The organism is Dyadobacter sp. HNCC25DJ187 (assembly GCF_056895255.1).
On record NZ_JBXHAT010000002.1, the window covers coordinates 2054458 to 2081182 of the forward strand.

At 39.7% G+C, this 26725-nt stretch carries 18 protein-coding genes; 8 read left to right on the forward strand and 10 right to left on the reverse strand.

Annotation, left to right across the window (positions count from 1 at the left end; all coding sequences use genetic code 11):
- Nucleotides 1-118 precede the first annotated feature (118 nt).
- Both AC1XUE_RS19430 and AC1XUE_RS19435 read left to right on the forward strand, forming a co-directional pair.
- Nucleotides 119-265: a hypothetical protein gene (locus tag AC1XUE_RS19430; protein WP_483357645.1), complete on the forward strand. Its 147-nt coding sequence runs from the start codon at nt 119-121 to the stop codon at nt 263-265.
- 41 nt (nt 266-306) lie between these two features.
- Nucleotides 307-2241 (forward strand): asparagine synthase-related protein, encoded by a 1935-nt coding sequence (locus AC1XUE_RS19435; protein ID WP_483357646.1) that lies wholly within the window; start codon nt 307-309, stop codon nt 2239-2241.
- A gap of 79 nt (nt 2242-2320) precedes the next feature.
- On the opposite strand, the gene porU2 (AC1XUE_RS19440) is transcribed toward AC1XUE_RS19435, so the two are convergent.
- Together porU2 (AC1XUE_RS19440) and porU2 (AC1XUE_RS19445) are read right to left on the reverse strand one after the other, a co-directional pair.
- Nucleotides 2321-5701, reverse strand: coding sequence for a putative type IX secretion system sortase PorU2 (porU2, locus tag AC1XUE_RS19440; protein WP_483357647.1), 3381 nt, complete (start codon nt 5699-5701; stop codon nt 2321-2323).
- A 38-nt stretch (nt 5702-5739) separates the two neighbouring features.
- Nucleotides 5740-8754 (reverse strand): putative type IX secretion system sortase PorU2, encoded by a 3015-nt coding sequence (porU2, locus tag AC1XUE_RS19445; protein WP_483357648.1) that lies wholly within the window; start codon nt 8752-8754, stop codon nt 5740-5742.
- Between the two features lie 432 nt (nt 8755-9186).
- On the opposite strand from porU2 (AC1XUE_RS19445), the gene AC1XUE_RS19450 reads away from it, so the two are divergent.
- Both AC1XUE_RS19450 and AC1XUE_RS19455 read left to right on the forward strand, forming a co-directional pair.
- Nucleotides 9187-11145: a sialate O-acetylesterase gene (locus AC1XUE_RS19450; protein ID WP_483357649.1), complete on the forward strand. Its 1959-nt coding sequence runs from the start codon at nt 9187-9189 to the stop codon at nt 11143-11145.
- Nucleotides 11146-11386: 241 nt separating this feature from the next.
- On the forward strand, nt 11387-12940 hold the full coding sequence (locus AC1XUE_RS19455) for a malate:quinone oxidoreductase (protein ID WP_483358015.1): 1554 nt from the start codon (nt 11387-11389) through the stop codon (nt 12938-12940).
- 82 nt (nt 12941-13022) lie between these two features.
- Here AC1XUE_RS19455 and AC1XUE_RS19460 read toward each other — a convergent pair whose 3' ends face one another.
- The 4 genes from AC1XUE_RS19460 to AC1XUE_RS19475 form a co-directional block, all read right to left on the reverse strand.
- Nucleotides 13023-13868 carry a sugar phosphate isomerase/epimerase family protein gene (locus AC1XUE_RS19460; protein WP_483357650.1) on the reverse strand — a complete coding sequence of 282 codons (846 nt, stop codon included), beginning with the start codon at nt 13866-13868 and terminating at the stop codon, nt 13023-13025.
- Nucleotides 13869-13886: 18 nt separating this feature from the next.
- Nucleotides 13887-15095: an FG-GAP repeat domain-containing protein gene (locus AC1XUE_RS19465; protein WP_483357651.1), complete on the reverse strand. Its 1209-nt coding sequence runs from the start codon at nt 15093-15095 to the stop codon at nt 13887-13889.
- A 211-nt stretch (nt 15096-15306) separates the two neighbouring features.
- Entirely contained in the window at nt 15307-16389 is a 1083-nt protein-coding gene (gene rhaT / locus AC1XUE_RS19470; RefSeq protein ID WP_483357652.1) for an L-rhamnose/proton symporter RhaT, read from the reverse strand.
- A 263-nt stretch (nt 16390-16652) separates the two neighbouring features.
- Nucleotides 16653-18899: a T9SS type A sorting domain-containing protein gene (locus AC1XUE_RS19475; RefSeq protein WP_483357653.1), complete on the reverse strand. Its 2247-nt coding sequence runs from the start codon at nt 18897-18899 to the stop codon at nt 16653-16655.
- A 175-nt stretch (nt 18900-19074) separates the two neighbouring features.
- On the opposite strand from AC1XUE_RS19475, the gene AC1XUE_RS19480 reads away from it, so the two are divergent.
- The 4 genes from AC1XUE_RS19480 to ahcY all read left to right on the forward strand — a co-directional run bounded on the left by AC1XUE_RS19480 (nt 19075) and on the right by ahcY (nt 23494).
- Nucleotides 19075-20382: a UDP-N-acetylmuramoyl-tripeptide--D-alanyl-D-alanine ligase gene (locus AC1XUE_RS19480; protein ID WP_483358016.1), complete on the forward strand. Its 1308-nt coding sequence runs from the start codon at nt 19075-19077 to the stop codon at nt 20380-20382.
- Between the two features lie 219 nt (nt 20383-20601).
- Nucleotides 20602-21153 carry a peroxiredoxin gene (locus tag AC1XUE_RS19485; RefSeq protein WP_483357654.1) on the forward strand — a complete coding sequence of 184 codons (552 nt, stop codon included), beginning with the start codon at nt 20602-20604 and terminating at the stop codon, nt 21151-21153.
- 156 nt (nt 21154-21309) lie between these two features.
- Complete coding sequence (locus AC1XUE_RS19490; protein ID WP_483357655.1) at nt 21310-21900, forward strand: carboxymuconolactone decarboxylase family protein; 591 nt, start codon at nt 21310-21312, stop codon at nt 21898-21900.
- Nucleotides 21901-22177: 277 nt separating this feature from the next.
- Nucleotides 22178-23494, forward strand: a complete 1317-nt coding sequence (gene ahcY / locus AC1XUE_RS19495; protein ID WP_483357656.1) for an adenosylhomocysteinase — start codon at nt 22178-22180, stop codon at nt 23492-23494.
- A gap of 229 nt (nt 23495-23723) precedes the next feature.
- On the opposite strand, the gene AC1XUE_RS19500 is transcribed toward ahcY, so the two are convergent.
- The 4 genes from AC1XUE_RS19500 to AC1XUE_RS19515 form a co-directional block, all read right to left on the reverse strand.
- Nucleotides 23724-24614 (reverse strand): anti-sigma factor, encoded by an 891-nt coding sequence (locus AC1XUE_RS19500; RefSeq protein ID WP_483357657.1) that lies wholly within the window; start codon nt 24612-24614, stop codon nt 23724-23726.
- Nucleotides 24611-25156, reverse strand: a complete 546-nt coding sequence (locus AC1XUE_RS19505; RefSeq protein WP_483357658.1) for an RNA polymerase sigma factor — start codon at nt 25154-25156, stop codon at nt 24611-24613. The genes AC1XUE_RS19500 and AC1XUE_RS19505 overlap by 4 nt, the downstream gene beginning before the upstream one ends.
- Before the next feature lie 283 nt (nt 25157-25439).
- A complete protein-coding gene (gldF, locus tag AC1XUE_RS19510) occupies nt 25440-26168 on the reverse strand; it encodes a gliding motility-associated ABC transporter permease subunit GldF (RefSeq protein WP_483357659.1) in 729 nt (242 codons plus the stop codon).
- 38 nt (nt 26169-26206) lie between these two features.
- The gene (locus tag AC1XUE_RS19515) at nt 26207-26722 is read right to left on the reverse strand and encodes a DUF4199 domain-containing protein (protein ID WP_483357660.1); all 516 of its coding nucleotides are present in this window, start codon (nt 26720-26722) and stop codon (nt 26207-26209) included.
- Nucleotides 26723-26725 lie beyond the last annotated feature (3 nt).

A 26725-nucleotide genomic window follows, 5' to 3' on the forward strand; every position in this document is an offset into this window, starting at 1 on the left:
AAATGGATCCAATTCCTGCCTATATATTTTTCAATGAATGAGTTACTAATATTTGTAATTCAAAAATATATACCTAAATTTACAGCCGATACTATATTTAACACGTAAAAGTTCCAACATGAAAACAATCGATATGCACTCTACACAGACAAAAAAATCGTACAAAAAGCCTGTTTTGAACAAAATAGGTAAGGTTAGCAAGCTGACTTTGAAGTCAGGAAGCAATCAAGACGGAGAAGGAGCTCTACCGGTAGGTGAGGCATAATTCAAAAAAATTGAGAGTATTTATGCAGAAAATATAGTTGAGTGATTAGAGGATATTTTTCTTTCAATTCTGGTGTAGTAAATCCAGATATTCTCGGCGCTAAAAACTTTAATTTTCAATTTGGATTCGTTAGTTTTTCTGACTACGTTTCCCAAATGAGTAATATCTCAATCAATTTTTTAGTCAGACGTCGTAACTCTGATTGTTTCGAAGAAGTTCTTAATAAAGAGAGGCAAGATGAAAATTTTCGGTTTTCGTCTTGCCTCTCTTTGTTAAGAGATGTTCGTTTTCAGGATGCTTTAAAAACAAGTGGTAAAATATATGTTATATACGACGAACTTAATAACGAACTATCGTTAATACGTGACACATTCGGTACCGTTCCGTTGTTTTACCATTTTTCTTCTAATGGCATAATTTTCTCCACAGATATTGACGATATAGCTAGATGTAGCGAATTTAGTAACCCTACTGAAATTAATACTTCCCGCGTTGTTTCCTATCTAACCTGGCTAAATAATGGCGCTCCTCATAACGATGAAACTTTCTATAAAGACATCAAAAATCTTCTTCCGGGACATTTTCTTTTAGCCAACAGGGGAAATTTATTGCTAAATCCTATCATATCATTTGAGCCTGATAAATGGAAACATCTATCAAGAGTAGAAGAGTATGGTGAGGAATTTCAATATCTTTTTAGAAAATCTGTAACCAACTGTATCAAAAATCGAGTTAGTGTAAGCTCCCATTTAAGTGGAGGTTTGGATTCGTCTTCAGTAAGTTCCATGATAAAAAAAGTGGCGCCCGACATAGCACTTCATACACTGTACGCTGATACAAACACCAAACTTACCGACGAAGCAAGATATGCTCGCAAAGTAGCACACCATATTCAATCTAATCACGTAATTGTTCATCCCTCTACAGATGAATTGGAATTACTTATTAAAAATACCTCATTGTACGGGTTTCCTGAACACATGTCCATCAGTCCTTCACTACAAACGGGATTGATCAAAACAGCAAGCTCTCTTCATTCTCAGACCTTACTAACTGGTACCGATGGAGATAGTATTGTAGGCCATGGAATGGAATATTTGAACGAGCTATATCGGCAGGAGTCCTGGGGCGAACTTAAGATAGCCTTACACGAATTAGCAGCATGTCGCTCAGGTATAGGAGTTGCAAAAAACTGGGATATACTTTCCTTGAGTGAAAAAAAGAACACGGTTGTAAGAAATTTCTTTTACTCAAAATTGTCTCAGCTATCCACACCCTCTCAAGCCATCAATCTATTACAAGTTGCTCGTAGCCAATTCAATGTTGGGTATGATGGTATTTTGTATAAAGCTTTTAAGGGGGTTAAACATAAAATAAAATATTTTACAAGTTTGCCTGCTAATATCTTATCCTCTGAAATTTTTGATACGGTATTGCCTCAACAGCATACTTCTACTGCAGATTCCCTATCCTACAAGCTAGCAAATCATTACCTATTTTCCCTGAAAGATGTTTTTTATGTGCAGGCAATAGCACTTAATGAAGAAAAATTCTATTTGGCAAGAGACCATAATATAGAAATGGCGTATCCGTTCTATGATCGTGAGCTATTCGAATTTAATCTCGCTGTACCAAACAAAATTAAATATAGTGAAGGAAAGGGACGTGGGCACTTTAAAGAAGGTATGAAAGGTATACTAATAGATGAAGTAAGAAATCGTACTGATAAAGGAATATTTAATGAGTATGGCCACATGGCAGCGATTCGATTATACTATCAATCACGTGACTTTTTGGTGGAATCTAACGTAGTGTGGGACTACGTTAGCAAATCAAATTTCAACAAAAGCCTTAAACTACTCTTATCCGGAAATCAACCTTCATACATCTATAACAAAACTGCATTCTTTGTTACCAGAACAATATATCTTTCCGTGTGGCTTAACAGGAAACCTGTTTCTAAGATATCCAAATAAACCATCAACATGTTAGAGTCACAAAATCTCTATTCATTTTGATTTAACAGCCTATTTTGGCTAGATTATCCCTAGATTTCTAAAGAATAATTAACTTCCCTTGCATCTTAGATCGCGTTTTATCCTTTCTTACAATCTCTAGCTGATACAGATACAGCCCAGGAGCCACATTTCGTGGTAACCAGTACCAATTATTCTTACCGGCATATTGAAGCCTAACTTCTGATTTACTGACTATCGTACCAGATGAATTGTATATCAGATAGACAACTGACTCTATTTCATCCGGATTATCAATATCTATTTCAAACTTCACATAATCAGTGGCCGGATTAGGGCTCACAGTAAGTACCAACGGAACATCTGCTACTATCGCAAATTGAATCTTATATCCGGTGGGAATGCTATTTCCTTGCATATCCTTCCCATTAATAAGTAATTCATACTGCCCGGGTTGTAAGTCTTTTAATTGTTTACTTATTTGTATTGCATTCTGTCCAATCCTGACAAGATTGTAAGATTCTACAGCCATTCTCTGATATTCACAATCATCACTCCAACAGTTCTTAATATACAATTCAAGTAAAGAAGTATCTAATGGAATACTTTCATTATCTTCTAATAATACAGCAAGTAAAGGATTGCTTGGTATAATTGACTTATTGCTAATTTTATTCTTGTTAAAGCTAACACTCACTACAGGAGGTATCACATCTTTAAGAATATCCTCCGGGTAAACAACCAGTTGATTGGCAATATTCCAATCGATGTTCAATTCTGCTGAGTTATTGTCCTTACTCATTTCCAGAATCGTATTTTCCGGATCGATATTTACTTTTATATGACGAAGCGTTTTGTTATATGGTATTCTAAAAAATACCGTATCTATCGAAGAAAATGAAATAAATTTATCAACTACCGATTCACTACGGCCATCTTCGTATGTATAAGCAATTTTGATAGGGACATTTTGTCCAACAACATATCTACCAGCATTCCTGACTATCGTGCCAATATTGATTTGAGAAGAACTACCAATCGTCTTAGTTGGTGTTTCAGATAAAAGTATAATTGGCTTTGCTACGTCAACAGCGTAATCAGGATTATTGAAATTAAATAATCGAATTGCAGGATCACCATGTAGGTTAGACTGGTGAATGTTGGTAATATCGTATGAATCAGGATTCGAATTTAATATTTTAGCTGCTACGTTCTGTACAACTCTACCAATAGTCTGATTAGGTGCTCCATTTACAAATAATTCCTCATAAAGAAATTTCAACTGCTTACTGGTAGGAGAAACATAGCTGTTATAAGAGTTTGCGATGCTGACAATAGCTCCCATATTTGGACTTAATAACCAATCATTTGATAGTGTAACTGTAGATCTTCCGCTGTAAACATTACCTACACCACATCCATTAAAATACATAAGCGGATACTTTAATGGGTTACTGAATTTTCTGGTGACATCAGATACCTTACCCATATCTAAATCTGTTATAACCGGCGATCCATGTCCAAAATAACTGATCATGCCAACACCTTCATTCACTTCATTGGATATGTCTACACGTTCTGTCTCAATGGTGCTTTGCTTTACGAATGCTTTCACTGATCCGGCAAATTCTCCCTGCTCTACCAACGGAGTAAGATTACGTAAAATAGAGCTTAGCTGATTTATCTCACTCGAAGTCTTTCCTCCGCTTAAATGCAACACTTTTTTTTGCCACAGTTTATCAGATTTATCCGCTTCAAATTCTTTAACCTTAGCCAGGTAATTTAATACTTGCTGCTGATTAAAAGCACTTATTCTTCCAACAGGAATTGCCGGAGTATCTTGCCCCTTTCCATGCAATCCTGAAACTAACAATATATCCGCTCCCGGATCTCCAATGGTTGGAACCTCATTGGGTAAATCTTTCTTTAATCTCAGTTCTCCGGCATCAGGTGCAGTAACGCTAATTCCTACCAATAATAGATTGTGATTTTCTCTAATCCCCTCTTTGAGCATATACTCCACAAATCTCTTAACTCCAACAGCACTAGGCTCTCCATAATTAAACTGATTATAGATGGTTTTTGCATCGTATACTATCGTTTTATAGTTTCCGCCTTCGTTAGAACTCCTATACTTTGCATATTCAACTGCAGCTTCTTTAAGAGTATCACTGGTAATGATTAGATAGTCATAAGTTTGGGGAAGAACTTTATAAATTTCTTTTGAGAAGGATGGAGAGGAAAATACAGGTGAGAAATCGACAACATTTATTTTTGTAGGTTCAATTACTTTGATCAGCTCCAATCCGGTAGAGAACAATTTCAAAGATTGCTTGTCTTTTCTAGCAATCATCATTTCGAGAGCTCCTCCCGCATAAGTGCCTTTCAGTAATTTTGGCTCAAAAGCATTAGAAATATCTAACACTACAGATTTATCATCAGATGTCTCAATCCTAATTCTACTGGTGTTAACAGAAGCAGCCGGAAAATTAAAATAGTTTGATTTTCCGGCTGCCATTTTTATTTCCTGTGGGTAGGTCAATGTGTAATAGGTTAATGAAAACCAGTCATAAACATCCCCAGTATTTGATCTCAAAGAAATAATCCCGCCTTTGTCTGCTGAAAAATGTTCTCCTGACAAACGTAAACCTTCTTTTTTGACCCCACCCAATCCGGTAAAATTAACCAAAGCCAATTCCTTTTGATCCGCAACATTAGCTGTTGTACCAGCAGATATCTTCACATTATGTGCACCATGATGAAGACCATTAATCATCACATTTAACACTGGTAACACGCCTTCCGTTGGCTTATAGTTAATCAATGAAAATTGATGATTTGACACTCTATTGGTTGCATTACCTCCAACTGCACTATCTCCATAAATGATAGGGCCGGTCCATGTATTTATATTTTCGTAATAGCTATTATTTGGGACCAGTGGAGAGGCTGTCAATGTGGAGAATGAGAACTGGCTACGCAAACTCTTCACCTCCGTATACAAACTATATGGCTCCGGAATACCCGACAACGCTGACTCCTCCACAACAACCGCTCTTTTGGGATTAGCCTTTTTAGTTATAAAGTAAGCACCTTTGTCGGAAAAAAAACTTTGATATGGATTCATTCTGGAAGAAGCAGGTCTGAAGAGTAATGAATCTGAGACCCCATCATTTATCTCTCCATAGAACCAAAATTCTTTACTGTTGCTCTGTATTATAGCTACTTCTTTACCCTTATGCCACAGTTGCAATGAGGAATGATCATTTGAGAAATCAGGTGGAAGACTTGACAGCTCTACCTTATATAATCCTGCTTCCGATACATTTAATTTCAAATATTTATTATCGTGGTTTATCCATTCATTCCCATATACGCCACTCCACTGTCCCAGAGCGGATGAGAAGATTGATAAACAGAATAATAAAGAAAAAGTCGGGCGCAAAATTTTAAATTTCATTTCTCAAAGTCAAACAACTGCTACTAAACAATCTGCGATTAGAATTTTACAATCTTTCTAGTATAAGTTTCATGATTGCTCATTTCAACTTCTACAAAGTATTCACCTGTGGATAAATTCTCCAAAGATATCTTTTTGGTCTTGCCTTCCATGAGTTTACGTCCCTGTACATTATACAGTTTCCAGGTTTTTACCTTATGTGATTCTTCTGTAAGTATATTGATAAAGTCCGTAGTTGGATTGGGAGATATTTTAATTATCTCAGAAGAATTCCATTTTATAGAAACAACCCGAGAATAAGTTCTATCATCGTCACTTGCACCTTTATCAATTTGTCCAATACGGTAATAATTATGACCAATATTTGGTTTAATATGCAAAAATGAATAGGAGCTTGAAGTTGAAATTGTTCCTTTTCCATCAACTACTCCAATATCAGTAAAGTCGACCGCATTGGTACTGTGTTGTATTACGAATCTACTATTATCCTTTTCCCATGCAGTCTTCCAATCTACTTTAACATTATCAACTCCGTCGGCAACCGCATTGATATAAGAAAACTCAACAGGTAAGGCTACCTGATTGGTAGTTAATACGCGTAATGCAGGATCACCAAATAGATTAGCTATGTGAAGGTTATTTTTATCGTAAGCATCAGCTGTTGCCATTACTCTTCTATCAAAATTACCGGAGATGATGTTCTTTGCTATATCATTCATCATATGCCCTATGGTCTTTCTGTCTAGACTTTCAGTACCAAATAACTCAGCATAGAGAAGCTTCAAATAAGAACCCGTAGGAGTTGGATAACTATTGTAACTACTTGCAATGATCGCAATCGCACCCCTATTTTCAGCTTGTAACCAGTCAGATGCTAACACTACGGTATTTGGGTTTCTACTACTGAAAGCATTACCCACACCACAGCCATTAAAGTAAATGAATGGGAATTTGTCATTTGAAGCACTTGCGCTATATTCCCCTCCAGTACTTGTAAAATAATTTGAAGAGGTATTATTTGGTCTGGAAATCAAGCCGATATTTAATTGAGTCAGATTCACTAGTCCATGTCCATAGTATGTAATCATACCGGTACCACTATTTACCTGGTCTGTGATATTAGCAGGTCTAACAACAGAAGTCAAACCCGTTGTACCCAAGGTCTCAATAGGCTTGCTATTGTCTCTGCTTCTAGCAATTGGTATTAATGGGTCTAAATAATCTCTGGTAAAAGTCTCACCCGTTTTCCCTCCATCAAGATGGATCAGCTTCTTTCTCCAACTCAAATCCCCGGTAGGGCTTTCATACTTTTTAACTTTGTCTAAATAATTCGCGACAGATTTTGGGTCAGCTGATATTCCTGCTGCTGGCCCGGAAAGTGCAGATATCCTTCCGACCGGAATAGCAGGAACGTCCTCGCCTAAGCCATGAACACCCGCAACTAGTAAAAAATCAGATCCCGGATCTCCTATGCTTGGAACTTCTCCAGGCATCTCTTTTCTTAAACGGGGAACAGATGGTACATCTGGTGTGGTCACAGAATTACCTATCAGAAGTAAATTGTGCTTTGGTCTTATGCCTTCTGAAACCATGTAATCCACGAACCTCTTAATTGCTACAGGACTAGGCTCACCATAGTTAAATTGGCCATACAAACTCTTTATCTCAAATACGGCCACTTTATATCCTCCACCTTTTTCAGAACTCCGGTAAAGAGCATATTTATTTGCTTCTTCTAATAAAGAGGAGGCGGTTACAATCAGATAATCGTACTTCGAGGGACTTACACCTGTAGAACCATTCTCCAACAAAGGATATGCATAAGTTGGTTGTAATTCTATTCCGGATATCATGTCCGCTGTAACACTATTAATAGCCGGGTTTGCTGCAGCGATCAAATTCAATTCTGCATTTTGTTTTCTGGGAACCATTGCATGGTATACCCCTGAGTCAAAAACACCATTTACTACTTTCGCATTATGTGGATCGGATATATCATAAATAACCACTTCCGAGTTCGCATTCGTGACTCCAACATGCAATGGTGAAGGATTTGCATCTGAAAGTGCTTTGAAATTCAAATATAACGGCGTGGTAGACTGCCCTCCAACTAAATCAGGTAAGCGACTCAACTGAGGATAAGTCAAAATATAATAAGTCTGAGCGTTAAAATCATTTACTACAGTTGATTTAGTCCTCAATACACCCCCTGTTGCATTTAAACTGGCTGCTGGAATTTCAAAAACAGACGTTTTCGCTGCATCAATTCCATTAAAAGATAAGGTTTGCAGCACATTTGCATGATCCGCGTCGCTGTTAGTTTTGCCTACTGAAAATTGAATATTATGATTTCCGTAGTTGATGCTATGCATCATAATTTCCAACGTTGGTAGAACTCCCGCCGTATTTGCCCAATTAGACAAAGTCAAAGTTTCCTCCCTTTTCCCTGTACCAACTATAGTAGGACTCACATACGTATTACGCTTTTCATAGAAACTATTGTTAAGAGGCTGGGGGTTATTTACAGTCGCAATAGTGCTATAGTTAAACTGATCGTTATAGGTTCTGATAACTTTTTGGAAATGATAAGGCTCAGCAGTTCCGCTCAGGTTTGTACCATCTACTGCCGGAGTCATTCTTTTAGGATTAGCTCCATATGTAAGTATGTAAGACCCTTCATCAGAAAAAAAGCTTACATATGGATTTACTCTTGCCTCTGCATTTGGCCGAAATAACAACTCATCTGATTTTCCATCATTAAGTTCTCCATAAAATATAATTTCGTTATCGTTGACAATTATATTTATTTCTACACCTCTGTGAAAAATTTGATAGTTACCAGCGGCCCTAGTTTTAAATTCTGCCGGGAGTATGCTCAAAGGTATCTTGTGCAAGCCTTTGTTCCTGATACCGATTCTTATATGGCTTTTGGAGTAATCTATCCACTCATTACCATAAACGCCACTCCACGGGGGGATCTGACCATAACTTAGTTGAGAGGTTAACCCTACAATCAGCATCAACACTAAATGAGTAAAAGTTATTTTCTTCATAGACCTGATTATGAAATGTTATACAATTTAAGAATCTTAACTTTTTAATAATGAATACTTGTAACTCAAAGTATACTACAGGAGCTTTGCACAGTTCCTGAGATCCAAATTTAAAACAAAACGAGTGCTTTAACAAAATTGTATCATCGCCAACTAAGTATTCAGCTTACCATCCCTTTATACGTTTGATACGTATAAAGGGATGGATTGGTTACATATTTTTTTAATAAACTTGGTTTTTCTCTACATCAAGCTCTCTAAGGCACTTTATTAAGTAGTATTATAAAAGATTCTCACTACCAACAAAACTTTGTAACTAGTATTATATAATTAATTCACTTCCGTTTTTTTCTTCTAAATTTGCCGCTGTGACGTCTGCCCTGAAATGAGCAAGATATCACAAAAATTAATTATTAACGTAATATCCTCCTCATGAAGAAATTGCTACCTACCCTGGTATGGCTTTGCTATGCCCTGTCTATTACTGTATCGCTTGCTCAACTGCATATCACTTACCCATCTGACAGAATTGTTCTCCAGCGTAATCAATCCAACGTAGCTACAGTCACTATTGCCGGATATTTTGAAACATGCCAGGATAGGGTTGAGGCTCGTTTTATTCCAATACAATCACACCCTAACAGACCTGCAATGGGTCAATCTACTCCCTCGGATGGAAATTGGCAAGTGATTCAGAATACCACCTGCAGCAATTTCAGAGGAAGTATTATTGTCCCCGGTGGCTGGTATCGTCTGGAAGTGCGGGGCGTAAGGGCGGGCCAGACTTCGGTTGTCAGCCAGGTAGACCATGTGGGTGTCGGTGAGGTCTTCCTTGTGTCGGGCCAGTCCAATGCCACAGGTGGAGATAATAATCCCAGCGGTCCCGGCGCAACCGAAGATGCAGTGAGCAGCGTACACTTCAGAACGAATATAGCACCATACAGTGATATTCAGGTTGAATGTCCTGTTTATACACACCTTGATCAAAATACAACCACTGCTCCCTTTGGTAATTACGCCTGGTGTTGGGGTTATTTCGGAGACAGATTGGTGAAACAACTGAACGTTCCGGTCATGATTTTCAATTCAGGATGGTCCGGAAGCAGCCTTGCAAACTGGAAGCAGACGATCTCACCAACCGGAGAAACCATTGCGTGGTTTGGCTATACCTACCCGAAAGGTCTTCCTTTTGGCAACATGCGTATAGCACTTAATAATTATATCGCACCACTCGGAATTCGTGCTATTTTATGGCATCAGGGAGAAAGTGATACTAAAACTGAAACAAGTCGTGAAACTTATAGAAATGATCTTCGGGAGGTAATAGAAGCCTGCCGGAATTTGACTAACAAACCTGATTTACCTTTTGTAGTATCGCGGGCTTCGCGCTATTCTTTCAAAAAGGACGGCGATGTAAGCGATGTAAGTTACACATCTGCTGATGTAATAGCAGCTCAAAACGATGTGATAGGAATCACTTCGGATGGATATCAACCACAATATAAGGTACCTCATGTATTCGAAGGACCTGCTACTGACAATTATTGGGATGGCAATTATCGACATGATCAGGTTCATTTCTCTGGAGCAGGATTAGATTCCCTTGCCAAATTCTGGGTCAACCATCTCAATAATAATTTCTTTTCTAATGCGACCCCCTACGCTGCCATTCCTCCTGCAGAAGTATCTGTAAGTGGCTCAACTTTAGCGGCCGCTAATGGATGGAATTCCTATCATTGGTTGGGAAACGCAAATAATTGCAATGAGGTCCAATCGACTAATCAGCAAATGACTGCTACAGCTGGCATCTATAAACTTAAAACGACAGATGCTTTTCAAAATACAGTATTCTCACCAACCATGGTCGTAGCGAACACTTCTTTACCTGTAACATGGAAATATTTCAAAGGTATCGCCGGCGATAATCTGACCGCAGCATTACAATGGGCAACGACCAATGAGGTTAACAGTGATGTATTTGAGTTAGAAAGAATGGATAAATCACAGTTTGAAAAAGTGGCTTCTATCGCAGCCGTTGGAAATTCATCCTCAACAAATACGTACTCATTCACAGATAAACTACTTGTACCTGGAACCTTCTATTACCGTATCAAGCAAATTGATATGGATGGAAAAAGCTCCTACAGCAACATCATCAGCTTGCAATTGCATGGAAAAAGTCTTGTAAAGCTGTTTCCGAATCCGGTAGAAAATATTTTAACAATTGAATCTGCACAACTTATTCATAGTATGGAGGTTTTCAATGAAGCGGGTATTAAAATTTTCCAGGGACGGAATACGGCAGGATATCAGGAACTGAATATGTCGCGGTATCAACATGGGAACTACATTCTCAGGCTTAATGGTGAAAGTTTCAGGATAGCTAAGTAATTATACTTTTTATAGATACAAGAGAGGTTATTGATCAAATCAATGACCTCTCTTTTTTTATTGATTCTAAACATCTCGTCACCACAGCGATTTAAATAGAAACAAATAATGTTTTTATTGATCATTAAAAAGAACTTTCATTACACTACTTTACTTTATCTATTAAATTATACTATTTTGGAAACATTTAGTGCCTGTACTGTTGTTATGGGTGTACATTTGGATTTTTCCGGGTTGATCGATTACCTTAAATAAACTTTCATTCCTAATGCGCATAAAAAATTCTTCTATAATTACTACCCCGGATATTGTTCTGATAGGTGCGGGGATTATGAGTGCTACGCTGGGAGTTTTATTAAAAAAACTGAATCCAGCTTTTTCTATTGCTATTTTTGAACGTCTTGACAGGGTAACTGCCGAGAGTTCTGACGCCTGGAATAATGCGGGAACCGGTCATTCTGCTTTCTGCGAATTGAATTATACTCCGGAAAGGCAAGATGGCTCTATTGACATTTCTAAAGCAATTAAGATCGCAGAGTCGTTTGAAGTGTCAAAAGAATTCTGGTCTTATCTTGTTGAAGATGGCGTTATCGAATCTCCTGATGAATTTATCCGCCATATCCCACATATGAGTTTTGTTTGGGGTGAGACGAATGTTCAATATCTGAAAAATCGTTACGAGTCGCTTACTGCTCATCACTTATTTGAAGGAATGGAATATTCTGAAAATAACAACGAGCTGAAAAACTGGATTCCATTGGTGATGAATGGCAGAGACGCTTCACAGAAAGTAGCTGCAACCAAAATGGAGTTGGGTACCGATGTGAACTTCGGATCATTGACCCGTGCGATGTTCAAATACCTGGAAAGCCAGGAGGGAGTAACATTACATTTGAACCACGAAGTAGATGATTTCCAAAAAAGCAAAGGCAACTGGACTTTGTCCGTAAAAGACAGAGAGACAAAAAATGTCAGCTATGTTCGTTCCAAATTCGTATTCATTGGAGCAGGTGGCGGTTCATTACCTCTGCTCGAAAAGTCCGGCATTCCTGAAGGAAAAGGTTTTGGTGGTTTCCCGGTAAGTGGGCAGTGGCTGGTGTGTACGAATCCCGATATTATTGAAAAACATCAGGCAAAAGTATATGGTAAGGCAGCCGTAGGATCACCTCCCATGTCTGTTCCTCACCTTGATACTCGAATGATTGATGGAAAAAAAGCTCTGTTATTTGGACCATATGCTGGTTTTTCAACGAAATTCCTTAAAAATGGATCTTATCTGGACTTACCACTTTCGATCAAATTAAATAATATAAAACCGATGCTTGCTGCGGGTATTCATAATATCCCATTGACCAAGTATCTGATCGATCAGGTTAGACAGTCTCCACAAGACAGACTCGCTGCACTTGACGATTACGTGCCGGGAGCTAAGCTGGAAGACTGGGTGCTGGAAACAGCCGGCCAGCGGGTACAGGTGATTAAAAAAGACAAAGATGCTGGTGGAGTACTTGAATTCGGCACTGAAATGGTTACTGCAGCAGATGGTTCGTTGGCGGCACTTTTAGGAGCATCCCCTGGCGCATCTACATCTGTATCCATTATGGTTGATCTGATACACAAATGCTTTCCAAAGGAAGCAACATCCCCTGAGTGGCAAGCGAAATTCCGGACACTAATCCCCTCTTTCGGAAAGTCTCTTTCCAAAGATGCTGATTTGGCTGCCAAAACCCGGAATAGAACTTCTGTTGTACTCAAACTGACAGAATCATATCTGGAAGAAGACGTTACCGCCTGATCATGCGTAGGCTATATACAAAAGAGTTTCCGGTGTAATCTGGAAACTCTTTTGTTTTAACAGTATTCTGATTTCTTATTCATTACATATTTAAGGACTTCAGAAACGCCAGTCCTTCCTTAGCTATACCCTCCTTTGAAGGCTCAATCTCTCGCCAGATTGATGCAGCTTTCGCAATCACTTTTACTTCTGGTGTAAATGATTCAATTACGATATCACCCTTGTAATTAATCTTATCTAATGCAGCAAAAATTCTGTCCCAATTAATCTGATCTCCACCCGGAGTTCCTCTGTCACTTCCTGATGCATGTAGTAAAGCCAGCTTGTTTCCGGCCAACGTAATTGCCAGCGCAGGGTCTTTTTCCTCCAGGTTCATGTGAAATGCATCCAAATGTATATACAGCGCACCACTACCTACATCTTCAACCATCTTTAATGCCTGTTCACAAGTATTAATAAAATCAGTTTCATATCTGTTCAGCGGCTCAATTGCTAATTTTACATTGTTTGCGGACGCATATCTGCAAAGATCTTTGAGGTTCTCTACCACCAGATTCCATTGCTTTCTTCGATCATCCGCAGCCACCATTTCTGCTCTTCCTACAGAAGAGTATATGGGTCCGGCTACAAGGTCACTTCCTAAAATTGGTGCTATATCAATGAGAGCGCGTACATATTCAATAGAAGTAACCTGCTCTTTTCTGTTTCCTCTTAAGTCTCTGCCTGGACCTGTAGCAGCACAAACCGACCTGCATGTCAGACCGTGTTTGTTAAGCTCAGCTCTTACAAATACCGGATCTATATTGGCAGGATCTTCTACTGCAATCTCAACGAAGTCGAAGCCCCATGATTTAAAAAGCGGAAAAAACGAAACGCTATCATTGGTGAATGGCGAAGAAAACAGATAAGTGTTAATTCCGAACTGCATATAATTTGAGATGTACTTTTAGTTATTTATTTGTTGCGTAAATATTCTGACGCCTTTCTTATTTCCCGTCACTATATCTTGCAATCCATCTTTGTTAAGGTCTTCCACGGTTACATGAAGACCGACGCCGGAATCATTATCAATTTCATGCTTGATCCAGGAGGGTGTTTTTCCGGGTTTATATTCAAACCAATACAAAACAGCCGGTTCTCTTTCTCCCGGATCCTTTCCATGATGTGCCCAATAGCGTTTTCCTGTTACCAGATCCGGATGCCCGTCTCCGTTCACGTCTACCAGTGCAAGTCCGTGTGACTGAGAAAACGAGGTATCTATATCGTGATGTGTCCAGGTTGGATTTCCATTTGCATCCTTGCCCTGCTCATGCCACCACATACCATAATCATGTGCTGATGCACTGATCACGTCATTGAGCCCGTCACCGTTCAGATCCATCACATACATTTGTGAACAATCTTTACCCAAATCTGCCGGATGAAATTTCCAATCTTTGTTTTTTCCGTTCTTCACGGGACCTGCCACAGGTCCTTCCCACCAGCCATCTTTTACCAAAACATCTTTACGACCATCTCCATTAATGTCACCATATCCCAATCCATGCGTATACATGTGAGTAGCACGTGCCGGATCACTGCTGATGACATACTCAGTCCAGGTAGTATCGCCTTTTTTATCAGGAGACTTTAGCCATATCACCTTCTTTTGTGTAGGGTCATTGCAAAGAAGATCAGGACGACCATCTCCATCTATATCCACCAGCATAGGTGATTCATTTCCAACCGACGGATGAATCACATGCGTCGCCCAGTGTCCTGGCTTATTCTTCGGATTTTCGTGCCATACCGCAGCCTTTCCAGGCCAGTCTATACGAATCAGATCAATCCAGCCATCCTGATTTACGTCCATAGCAAAATCCAGAAACGAATCACTGTAGCTGCCATCGTAGTTAAAAGCTTGGGGCTTGGCTAATTCATGAGCTTTCCAATTGGGCGCTTCAAACCAGTAAGCCCCTGAAAGAATATCCTTTTTACCATCCTTGTTTACATCACCCATAGCTGCACCTTCTGCTATAAATGTTTTAGTCAACTCAGTCTTGGTGAAGGACACGTGCTTTGCTTTTTTTTGTGCAAATACCGTTGATATACTTATCGTGCAACAGGCCAGACATCCCCAAAGGAAAACTTTTTTGTTTGAAATGGTCATCTTCATTTTTCAAGTTACAGGTTTAAGAAAGATCTTTTTACAGACTTCATCAGAATGATCGTATACAGGTCTTTTGAATAAAAGCATACCTGCATTTACTTATACCCTCGGTCATGATCAGCCATACACTTCAAAAACAAAGCCTGCCTGAACATGGATTGGAAATTTACTTTCTTTACCATCAGTTCAAACAGGCTTGTATATAAATGAGCAAATGCTATTCGCGAAGGTAGTTTCCGTAACCTACAATCAGTACCGATAAAATAATGATAAGAATACCAGACAAAATCGTTCTCAATGTCTGTTTCGAAATTCCTTTCCACTCTTTCAGGATAAGCCCCCACGAATTGGCTACCAGAATGATAAACGCCATGTGAAGAATCCACGAGCTTGGTCCATTACCCAATTTACTTTCACCCATTCCATAAAAGAAAAACTGAAGGAACCAGGTTGTACCGGCAATAGCCGAAAAAATATAGTTGCTCAGCAAAGGCGTTTTGGTATTGGTATAATCGCCAAAGGTTTTATTACGGGCATTCAAGAGCATACACCAGATAAAATTGGTAGTAAGTCCTCCAAGCAATATCACTACATATGTCACATTATTTTGAAACAAAAATTCACCTTGTCCGGGATTTTCTATTTTCCAAAGTGCATTAGCTTCTTCGGCCATTATTTTTCCTGCATCAATACCAAAAGCGAAACATGCACTTAATACACCAGAAATGATTGCCACAGTGAGCCCTAATCCGATCTTAAATTCTGTTTTATCATCAGCAACAAATCCACTTTTTTTCAGATCATTATCTTTCATTCCACCTGCTTTACCACAAACAATAATTCCGATCACACACACAAGCAGCCCCAGCAGTACCATCTGCCCCCAGGTATTGGTAAGTAGATCTGAAATGGAGTCTTTCCCCGTCTGCGGATTGAATTGATAATAGATTGAAGGAATGAGTGAGCCGAAAACTGAGGAGATTCCCAGAATGATTGAACTACCAAGCGATACGCCCAAATACCTCACACCGAGGCCGTAAGTCAATCCTCCGATTCCCCACAGTACCCCGAAGAAATAGGTGAGTGCTAATATTCCGCCATTCGTATGTGCTATGATATCCGTAAAATCAGGAATGGTAAGGTAAGCAGCCAGGGGAGGAACAATAAACCATGAAAACAGTCCTCCTACAATCCAGTAAGATTCCCAAGCCCATCCTTGCACTTTTTTGTAAGGGATATAAAAGCTACCAGAGGCGAATCCTCCTACGAAATGAAACAGAACACCTAATAAAGCTTGCATGAGGTTTAGTGGTTGTTTATGGGACGTAGAGCACGTTCCGTTAAAAGGAACACGTAATTTCTGACTCTAAAAGCTTAACTGCGTCCTGTACCGTACTGCTTAAATGAATAATTTTCCGGTTCTAATCCAGTTTTACTTTTCCGTCAGATCATTACATGCCGTAAGTTTCATAACACAATTATCTACTGAGTACCCCTCTTTTATTTAAGCAGGTGATGTTCGTATCGTATTTATGAATAATTAGCAACCATCCTTATACGCTATTAATGCACTACAATCTTTTTCACTTCTTTAAACTTGTCTCCTGCAATCTCAAACAAGTACAAGCCAGGCGCCCAACCTGTTGTATTAACCTCACGTTCTACATGGGGCAGAACAGCTATATGTTGCTTCAGCACTCTACCGGCAATATTCAATATGCGCAATGAAGCTTTATAGGAAGATAAAACTTTAACATTTCCTTTGACCGGATTGGGATACACTTTTGCAGTTCCCTGGTTTGGTGGCTCTACACCGGTGACAACAATGGGAAGAATATTTTCAAAAAGGGATAAGCCTCCCCCATTATTTCCTACGGCAATATCAGGTTTTCCATCTCCATTGTAATCTCCTACTGCCAGATAAAGATAACGTCCCAGCAATACAGGAGACGGTTTGCCATTTAGCTCCATCAGCTGACTATCCCTTGTGGTCCACCTCCCCCACGGAGCGTGGTGAAATACTCTTACATTTCCTGTATGATCCACTGTAAGCAAATCAGGCATACCATCCAGATCAATATCAGCCACCACGGCTTGCGAAAACCGTCCGTCATAGTTTATCCCAACCCCGGCAAGTGCGTCTGTCTCAAGTCTCCATGCATATTGTCCATTGGTACCTGTATTAGTGTAATGATAAATATTTCCTAATGGCTTTCCTACAATCATATCCAAATCGCCATCACCGTCAGTATCATAGAAAAATGGTGAATCTCCGATTTGCGCTTCACCGGGAAGCGTGATTGAGATGACGTCGGACAAACTGAGTTGTGCAGGGCCCGTTCTTGTTCCTTTATTAGGAATGTATCGAAACTCAGGACGAAGGCTGGTTGATGAGGTGCCAAAAAAGCCTAAATCAATTACTCCGTCACCATTGAAATCGGCCCATTGCGGTTTGATATTATATAGACCAAGTACGGTTCTCAGATCCAGGTAATTCTCCGAGGTAACTTCGTATACAGGCGCGGTAGCGGATCCGGTATTTGTCAGAAGCCATAGACTACCACGAAAACCGTTGGTACCAGGCATCCCACCAGTGCCAATAATCAAATCCAGATCCCCGTCACCATCAATATCAAAAAAGGAAGGAGCAGCATTTTCACCTACGTCTATCATTTCATCCTGAAGGAAGTTGTTCTTCACCAGCCTGAAATCAGGGTTATTATTCTGTCCGGCATTATGATATAACAAACCTGACGCTCTAAAATCGACCATATTACCGTCATTGGATGATACGCCCGGTGCTACAATCAGATCATCTATGCCGTCAAAATCTACATCTTCCATGAAGGCAGTCGGGAAAATGTGAAATGAAACAGGCGCATTAGCCGGATAGCTATTTGTAGAACTTACAAAATTCGCAGCCACTCCCGTGGATGAATTAGTTAGAAATGACAGATGCTCATTACTGATATGCCCTATCAGCAGATCAGGTTTCCCATCACCGTTCAGGTCTCTTAACAAGATGGAGTTACCGGCATGTAAAACGCTTCCTCCTGATGGGTCCGATACGCCGCAAGGATAATTAAACACAAAATCTTCACCTGTACCTTTATGAAAATTACCCCAGCAATCACCATTTCTGGCATAAACCGGATTAACTGCTGTGCCCAGACTATCCGGAACACCGAAACGTTCCATACTCATATTCTGGTGCAGCTCTATAGACTCACCGGCAAAATCGAAGGTGATAATATCCAAATCTCCGTCACCATCAATATCGACGACACCCGGTATATCCGGTCCGGAAACCTGCAGGTTGATCACTGAGCTATATCCTCTGGTATTAAGCACTTCTCTTTGCAACTGCCACGACCAAACATTCCCTGTTTTTACTTGCCGGTACAACGTTATCCCCAAAGAAGTACTGGTAAAAAGATCCTTCAATCCATCGCCATCATAGTCAGCCAGAATCATCCAGTTTTCCATTCTCGGAAAAGCAGCTTCGTATGCCGGTGCATGTATATAAGATTTTTGAGAAGGATCGTGTGGGTGAACAGAAGCCAGAAAAGTAGTTACTCTATTATTCGTACGATCAAAAACCACAAGGTCTTCTTCGTCATCATCATTCAGATCCATCTTATGAAACTGCGAGGCATTTAAACCGCCGGCCCAGGGATTCACCAGATATCTTCCGTTGGCACGAACATCAGTTATGGTATCCCGTTTGAACCAGGCTTGTTGCGCCAGACCAACATCAGGCAAGCAAATCAGGAACAATAAGAATAGAACGAAGGTATATTTATTGAGCATCGTTGAATAATAATCCGTTAATTTTGCAGTGCAAAATGGTAAGTTTCTTTACTAAAACGAACAATAACCATTTTGATTGAGCTTTATAAACAAAGTTATATCAATCTATACGCAGACTGTGTATATGATTATACAGACAATTAAAAAACTTTACTTCGTAATCCGAAATTCTCCCATGTATACCCCTATTGAAACAATTTACGATATTTACCTGAATGGCGCGAAGGTATGTACAGATACCCGTCAGATAGAACCCGGCTGCATTTTTTTTGCCTTGAAGGGCGATAAATTCGATGGTAATCAATATGCTTTGGAGGCAATTAAGACGGGTGCGGGATATGCAGTGATTGATGATACCACTTTAGATGCAAACCCAAGACTACTTTTGGTAGAGGATGTACTTACTGCGCTTCAGGATCTTGCGAGACATCACCGTAAAACTTTTACATTCCCTGTAATCGGCCTGACAGGCTCAAATGGAAAAACGACAACAAAAGAGTTGATTGCAAAAGTGCTGGGTATGCGCTTCAATACCTATGCAACAAAAGGAAATCTGAATAACCATATCGGTGTTCCACTTACCTTACTGTCTGTCAACAAAGACAAACATGAAATTGCTATTGTGGAAATGGGCGCTAATCACCAGGAAGAAATTGCTTTATTGTGCAGTATTGCCCAGCCAACTCACGGACTCATTACCAACATTGGAAAAGCGCATTTGGAAGGGTTTGGTGGCGTAGCCGGAATTATTAAAGGTAAAGGTGAGCTATACGATTATCTTTCCAAAAAGAAAGGAATTGTTTTCGTGAATACGAACAATGAGTTACTCATGGAAATGGTGAGTAAAAGACGTGCTTTCGGAGAAATCGTTTTCTATTGCACAGAATCCAGTCCTGTAAATCCTGAACTTTTGCAGGAAAGTCCGGTCATTATATACAAGGCAAATAATAACAGAAAAGTTACAACCCATCTTCCGGGCCAATATAACTTTGATAACATCTGCGCAGCTCTTGCAATAGGTAAATACTTGGGAGTGTCGGATGAAGATGCCCATGAAGCAATAGCATCATACCTGCCAGACAATAACCGTTCACAGGTTGTCCGGAAAGGAACCAACACGTTGATCATGGATGCTTACAATGCAAACCCTTCTTCCATGGAAGCAGCAATTGCCAACTTTGACCGGCTGGAAGCATCAAGAAAAATGCTGATACTGGGAGACATGTTTGAATTGGGTGAAGCAGCCGCTGAAGAGCATCTTGCCATTGGAAAGCAAATTTCTGAAGGAAACTTCGATATTGTAATTCTTGCGGGAAGCCTCATGCAGTATGCTTTACCCGCCTTACCAAAAGCATATTACTTTCCTGATAAATTCTCCCTTCACAATTGGATTATGGATAATCCGCAGGATCATACACATATTTTAATAAAAGGATCACGAGGCATGGCACTTGAAACACTACTTCCTCTCATGAGAGAATGATCCCTATAATTAACTTTATTATTACTATAATTATATAGCTTGAATCTATCGGCTTATAAATTCTATTTATAAGTATATGTTTTTAATAGAAAAAACTAAATCCATTTGTATATAACTACTATTCCTTGCAATAGTACCACACCAAAAATTGCCTGCAATGATAGGGGATTGTAAATTTGTAACATCAAAAAAATACAATTTATAAACTCACGAGCAATCATGTCAAATAGACTATTATCGGTAGGATCTACATTCCCCGAATTTAAAAAAACATCAGTTGTATCTTTAGAAAAAGGTAATGAGTTCTACGATATTACCTCAGAAGATCACAAAAATGCTGAGAAATGGATGGTAATGTTCTGGTGGCCAAAAGACTTCACTTTTGTATGTCCTACAGAAATTGCTGAGTTTGGCAAACACGTTGATGACTTTGCAGATCGTGATACAATTTTGATCGGCGCTTCTACTGACAGTGAATTTGTTCACCTTGCATGGCGTAAAAACCATGACGATCTTCGTGATCTTCGTTTCCCTATGCTTGCTGATACTTCTAAGTCACTCGCTGAAGAACTTGGGATTCTGGAAGCCAACGAGAAAATTGCTTACCGTGTAACTTACATCGTTGATCCACAAGGAGTGATTCGTTGGGTATCAGTAAATGATCTTTCAGTTGGACGTAATGTTAACGAAGTAATCCGCGTTCTGGATGCTTTGCAAACTGACGAGCTTTGCCCATGCAACTGGGTGAAAGGAGAAGCAACTTTGGCATAGGTTTTAATTAAGACCGTGCCGCCGGTACGCCGGACCGCCGGTACACCGGGTCGCTGGTGCGATTAAGAGTTAAGAATGATCGAATGTTTAAAGTGGTCAGGTCTTAACTCTTAATTTTTAATTCCTAATTTCTTCCCCACTTCCAATCTTACTAAAATGTATCCATTTGCAGCAACAGGAAATACGAAAGATTCCTTGTATAAAGAAATTAATCTGCCCGCTGACTTTGAAAGTGTGTTGATTAACAAACTGGCGGCTTTAGATCACCGCTATCTTAAGGATTTAAAAATAAACCTGAGCAATGTTCTAAAATCTCAAAATATCAACCGCAAAGAAGCGATACTCATTGCGCTTGCAGTAGCTGTAAATGAGAAAAACGCTACGCTTATCTCGGCGCTTGAAGAACTGGCAACGAACGAAGGCGCAGATGAAAAAGAACTTGCAGAAATAAGTGCCTGCGTTTCATTAATGAATGCCAACAACGTATTCTATCGTTTCAGGCATTTTATGGATAAAGAATATTACAACACAGCACCAGCAGGAATTAAAATGAGTATCATGGCCAATCCTGTGCTTGGAAAGGAATTGTTTGAACTGGTAAGCATTGTGGTTTCTGCATTAAACGGTTGCGAAATGTGTGTTACATCCCATGAACAATCTGTTTTGAATCACGGCGGTACTCAGGCTCGTATCTTTGATGCAGTTCGTATTGGAGCCATATTCAAGAGCTTTACCGTATTAGCATAAGTATTCATCAACGACGATTAAAGGCGTGACTCTAAATGGGTTGCGCTTTTTTTATGCGCTTTGAGCAGTTCGGGTTAATTGCGGCAAGACAAAATATCTGATTTACCTATTCACACGATCCTTCTCCACATCATTTATCCTCGATTACTCATATTAACAGATAAAAGATCCAAATTAGATCAGTAAATGGCAAATTTAATCTACTCAATTTCAACCGGATAGTTTTTGTGGTTAATTTTGTAATCATATTTTAGAAGTTAAACCAAACAATTATATAATGGCAACGTCAACTGACACGTACATTCCATACAAGGTTAAAGATATCTCTCTGGCAGAATGGGGTCGTAAAGAAATTACATTAGCAGAAGCTGAAATGCCAGGTTTGATGGCAATTCGTTCTGAATACGGGCCATCTCAGCCTTTGGCAGGTGCGCGCGTAGCCGGCTGCCTACACATGACAATCCAGACTGCAGTTCTTATCGAGACGCTGACAGCACTTGGTGCAGAAGTAACCTGGTCATCATGTAATATATTCTCTACTCAGGACCACGCAGCGGCGGCAATCGCAGCAGCAGGTATTCCTGTATATGCCTGGAAAGGTATGAATGAGGAAGAATTCAACTGGTGTATCGAGCAAACTCTTTTCTTCGGAGAAGATCGTAAACCTTTGAATATGATTCTTGACGATGGCGGAGATCTTACCAACATGGTTTTTGATGAATATCCGGAATTGATCGAAGGGATTAAAGGGTTGTCGGAAGAAACTACAACAGGTGTACACCGTCTGTATGAGCGTTTCAAAAATGGAACACTTCATTTGCCTGCTATCAATGTAAATGACTCTGTAACAAAGTCAAAATTTGACAACAAATACGGCTGCCGCGAATCTCTTGTAGATTCAATTCGTCGTGCAACTGACTTAATGCTTGCTGGTAAAGTTGCAGTTGTAGCTGGTTATGGTGATGTAGGTAAAGGTTCTGCTGAATCACTTCGGGGTGCAGGTTGCCGTGTATTGGTTACTGAAATCGATCCGATCTGTGCGCTTCAGGCTGCAATGGATGGATTCGAAGTTGTAACAATGGACGATGCTGCTCCACGTGCAAACATCTTCGTTACCGCGACAGGAAATTACAAAATCATCACTGATCGTCATTTCCTTGCTATGCGTGACAAAGCTGTTGTTTGTAATATTGGTCACTTCGATAATGAAATCGATATGGCATGGTTGAACGGCACATACGGTGCTTCAAAATCTCAGATCAAACCACAGGTTGATATCTATTCTGTTGAAGGAAAGGATATCATTATTCTTGCAGAAGGACGTTTGGTAAACCTGGGCTGTGCAATGGGTCACCCTTCTTTTGTTATGTCCTGCTCTTTCTCTAACCAGACTTTGGCGCAGATCGAACTTTGGACTAACACAGCTGCTTACGAGAAGAAAGTATATGTACTTCCTAAAGCACTGGACGAAAAAGTAGCAGCTTTCCACCTTGCGCATGTAGGAGCTCAGTTGGATATACTTTCAGACGAGCAAGCGGCCTATATTGGAGTTACTCCACAAGGACCATTTAAAGCTGAGACTTACAGATACTAATATTAATTATTAAGGTTCAAGCAAAGTAGTTAGTGCAATAGAACAAAGGCCGCTAAGTCATATTAGTGGCCTTTGTTTTTGGGCACCCGTGAAATAGATTTTCATGATATCATGGTCAATGCTGATATTAATGACCTTTAAGATTAAATAGTTTGAAATGATACTTTTCGCAACAAAAAAAGCCGGAATACAACGATTCCGGCTTGACAATTCTCTCAGATAAAAATCTTTATACCTTACCCATTACATACATTTCCTCCATCGTAGGTGTAGGATTTCCTCCACTTTTTTCGAGCGTTATAGCAAAAGCGACAGATCCACTTTTGGTATTTTTCATTTTTAAAAGTTTTCCTTCAAAGTCCTCATCCAGCACCCCCATATCGACAGGAAGATTATCCACAATACTCCACAGCTGATATTGCCTACCTTCCGGAGCCCGTGGCAATTTCTGAACATCCAACATTACTTCGTTTGTCTGCTTATCCCAGAATGCTGCTACAATGCTTTCAGGAGATTTTTCCAATCCTGCCAGACGTACCACAGTATACCGGCTATCTCTATACATGCCTGCTAATTTCCGACTATGATCTGCATCTTCCTGGATCGATAGAACCTGAGCTGTTAATGACTCATTAGACTTTTTTAACGAAGAAGACTGCAATGCTGACCAACCGGCAAATAATGCAAACACCACAGATGCGGCCACTGCGAGTTTAGCCCAGAATGGTGTAACCTCTATCGTCTCAGTTTGTGTAAAAACATCCGGAATTACCTGTCCTTCATTTGGCTTTACAGCTTCCTCAGTCGGCAATTCTACAAACTCACCATTTCTAACGTCCTCACTTATGGTACTTTTTCCTACCTCCGGATCAGCTTCGGTTTCGTCAGGAGCAACTTCAAAATTCATCTGAGCAAAAATCGAGTCTTTTAGTGATAAAGGCGGGGTAGTTTGATGTTTCAAAGCATACTCCTCCAATGCACTTTCCGTTCTTAACAGTTCTTCTTTAATCTCCGGATAAATATGAGACATACATTCCACTTCCTGCTTCTCCTGAGGTGAAACAGTGCCCAATACATATTCCTCTAATATACCGGACTCTATATAGGCTTGGATATTCATACTGTAAAGTATTGTTTTAACTCTTGTAATGCAGTTCGCATTCTGGATTTTACTGTTCCTAACGGTATCCCCAACTCACTTGCAATTTCTTCGTGTGTGTAACCTTGAAAATAAGCCATATCAATCAATATTTTTCTTTCGGGGCGCAGCATATTGATAATCGCTTTCATATCAGAACTTGTCTGTTGTTCAGCTTCTGAAACATCTGGTTCTACCTTGGCCAATCTGTCATCGATCTCGCTCATAACAGGCTTCCTTCCTTCTACCCTGGCAGCATCTATAGCACCGTTTCGTGCGATGTTCAGAATCCATGTAAAGAGTCTTCCCTTTTCAGGATTATAAGAGGCTATGTTTTTCCATATTTTCAGGAATGTCTCCTGCAATACATCTTCTGCACGCTCCTCATCTCGCAGTGTTTTCAGAATAATATTGAACAGAGCACCTGAGTAATGGTCATAGAGAAACTCAAAAGCAACCCGCTCATTTCTTTGCAGTGCTTCTACTAATTCTCCCTCCGAATATTTTAACTTACTGGTCGCCAAGAGCTGCTTAACGTTTAAATGAAAACTTCGTATTGGCAAGCTAACGAAATTTTGCAAGATCATCTGACCCGATGTACAAAATATTAAATTGTTACCGTTATGGTCGGGAAACACAACCAAAACCGGCCTCGATAACTTCACACCCGCATCACCAATAAACCGCCCCATGTTAGTGTATTTTAAATCATATACGATGATTTAACACAAATGGATTTACACTACGAACTAAATTTATAGCCTTGAAGAATAAACGTTTGTAGTCAGAAAAGGATTGTCTGAATAACTATTTTCTCAGCGTTTCGACACGCCAGTAAATCAGATACAGAAAAAATGAGAGAAGGCTCAGCATAAAAACTACGTTACGGGAATCAATGAGCCCTTTACCTAACGCGTTGTACTGTGTATCCAGGGATATCCACGATAACAGATCGGCAACTACGCCGCTTCCTGATAATTGAGATAGTGAGCTGAATCCGGTATACCAGAAAAAGCCAAGAAACACAGCCAGCACAAAAGCTACGATTTGATTATCGTTCAGGGAGGAACACCAAAGACCCATAGAAACCAGAACCCCGCAAAAAAGAAGAAGGCCCATGTAGGAACCAAATACGGCTGCTGAATCAATATTTCCTTCCGGATTTCCTAACTGATAGATACTGATATAATACAGTAGAGTAGGTAAAATCATAATTACTACCAATGCCCAATTGGCAAAAAATTTACCTAGTATCAGATCCCGGTTACGGATCGGTTTAGTAAGCAACAATTCAAGCGTACCATTTTTACTTTCTTCCGCCAGAGATCGCATGGTAATAGCAGGAATCAGGAAGATCAGTACATAGGGCGTCAGACTGAAAAAAGACTGCATGTCAGCAAATCCATAATCAAGAATATTGGAATCAGGAAACACCCAGACAATCAATCCTATGGCAGTCAGGAAAACTGCCATGACAATATAGGCAATCAGTGAATTAAAAAAACTGCCAATTTCTTTTTGAAAAATTGCGAACACTATTAAACAGGTTTAAAACGTAATGTGTTGAAAACCGTTTATTCAAAAACCGGCTTTTCGCGACGTACAACTGCAGATACAACCAGTGAAACAATAAAGCCTGTCAGAATTGACATCAATACTCCCATAATAAACATAATACCCGGAGACATAAATTTCTGAGCATATTCCAGGCTCTGATCTATCTGGGCGTCATCCATTCCGCGTTGCTCCATGTCCATCCGCACTTTATCAAGTGCCTGTGTCATAATACTGCTGTCAATGAATTTATTATAAAATGTATTGAACATAGATACCAAAAATCCCATCACCGCTGAAAGTAAAGTTCCTAATCCAAGCCCTTCACCATAAGACATAAAGCCTTTATTTTTTTCCTTAAATTCCTTCATGGCTATAACAAGTGCCACGATCATAAATATAAATTGAAGCGAGGAAAGGACTTTATTCTGAGATAGACCAGCCACATTAATGATTGTTGTATAAACCATGATGACAACTGATACTAAAGCTCCATATTTAAGAGCAACTCTGGCAGTAGACACTTTTTCTTCCATATT

What these genes read in the sequence shown, in the direction of transcription:
- AC1XUE_RS19480 (WP_483358016.1), top strand. Translation starts at nt 19,075, where the DNA reads ATGTATACCCCTATTGAAACAATTTACGATATTTACCTGAATGGCGCG.
- porU2 (WP_483357647.1), bottom strand. Translation starts at nt 5,701, where the DNA reads ATGAAATTTAAAATTTTGCGCCCGACTTTTTCTTTATTATTCTGTTTA.
- AC1XUE_RS19460 (WP_483357650.1), bottom strand. Translation starts at nt 13,868, where the DNA reads ATGCAGTTCGGAATTAACACTTATCTGTTTTCTTCGCCATTCACCAAT.
- AC1XUE_RS19430 (WP_483357645.1), top strand. Translation starts at nt 119, where the DNA reads ATGAAAACAATCGATATGCACTCTACACAGACAAAAAAATCGTACAAA.
- AC1XUE_RS19485 (WP_483357654.1), top strand. Translation starts at nt 20,602, where the DNA reads ATGTCAAATAGACTATTATCGGTAGGATCTACATTCCCCGAATTTAAA.
- ahcY (WP_483357656.1), top strand. Translation starts at nt 22,178, where the DNA reads ATGGCAACGTCAACTGACACGTACATTCCATACAAGGTTAAAGATATC.
- rhaT (WP_483357652.1), bottom strand. Translation starts at nt 16,389, where the DNA reads ATGCAAGCTTTATTAGGTGTTCTGTTTCATTTCGTAGGAGGATTCGCC.
- porU2 (WP_483357648.1), bottom strand. Translation starts at nt 8,754, where the DNA reads ATGAAGAAAATAACTTTTACTCATTTAGTGTTGATGCTGATTGTAGGG.
- AC1XUE_RS19515 (WP_483357660.1), bottom strand. Translation starts at nt 26,722, where the DNA reads ATGGAAGAAAAAGTGTCTACTGCCAGAGTTGCTCTTAAATATGGAGCT.
- AC1XUE_RS19475 (WP_483357653.1), bottom strand. Translation starts at nt 18,899, where the DNA reads ATGCTCAATAAATATACCTTCGTTCTATTCTTATTGTTCCTGATTTGC.
- AC1XUE_RS19500 (WP_483357657.1), bottom strand. Translation starts at nt 24,614, where the DNA reads ATGAATATCCAAGCCTATATAGAGTCCGGTATATTAGAGGAATATGTA.
- AC1XUE_RS19490 (WP_483357655.1), top strand. Translation starts at nt 21,310, where the DNA reads ATGTATCCATTTGCAGCAACAGGAAATACGAAAGATTCCTTGTATAAA.
- AC1XUE_RS19465 (WP_483357651.1), bottom strand. Translation starts at nt 15,095, where the DNA reads ATGAAGATGACCATTTCAAACAAAAAAGTTTTCCTTTGGGGATGTCTG.
- AC1XUE_RS19450 (WP_483357649.1), top strand. Translation starts at nt 9,187, where the DNA reads ATGAAGAAATTGCTACCTACCCTGGTATGGCTTTGCTATGCCCTGTCT.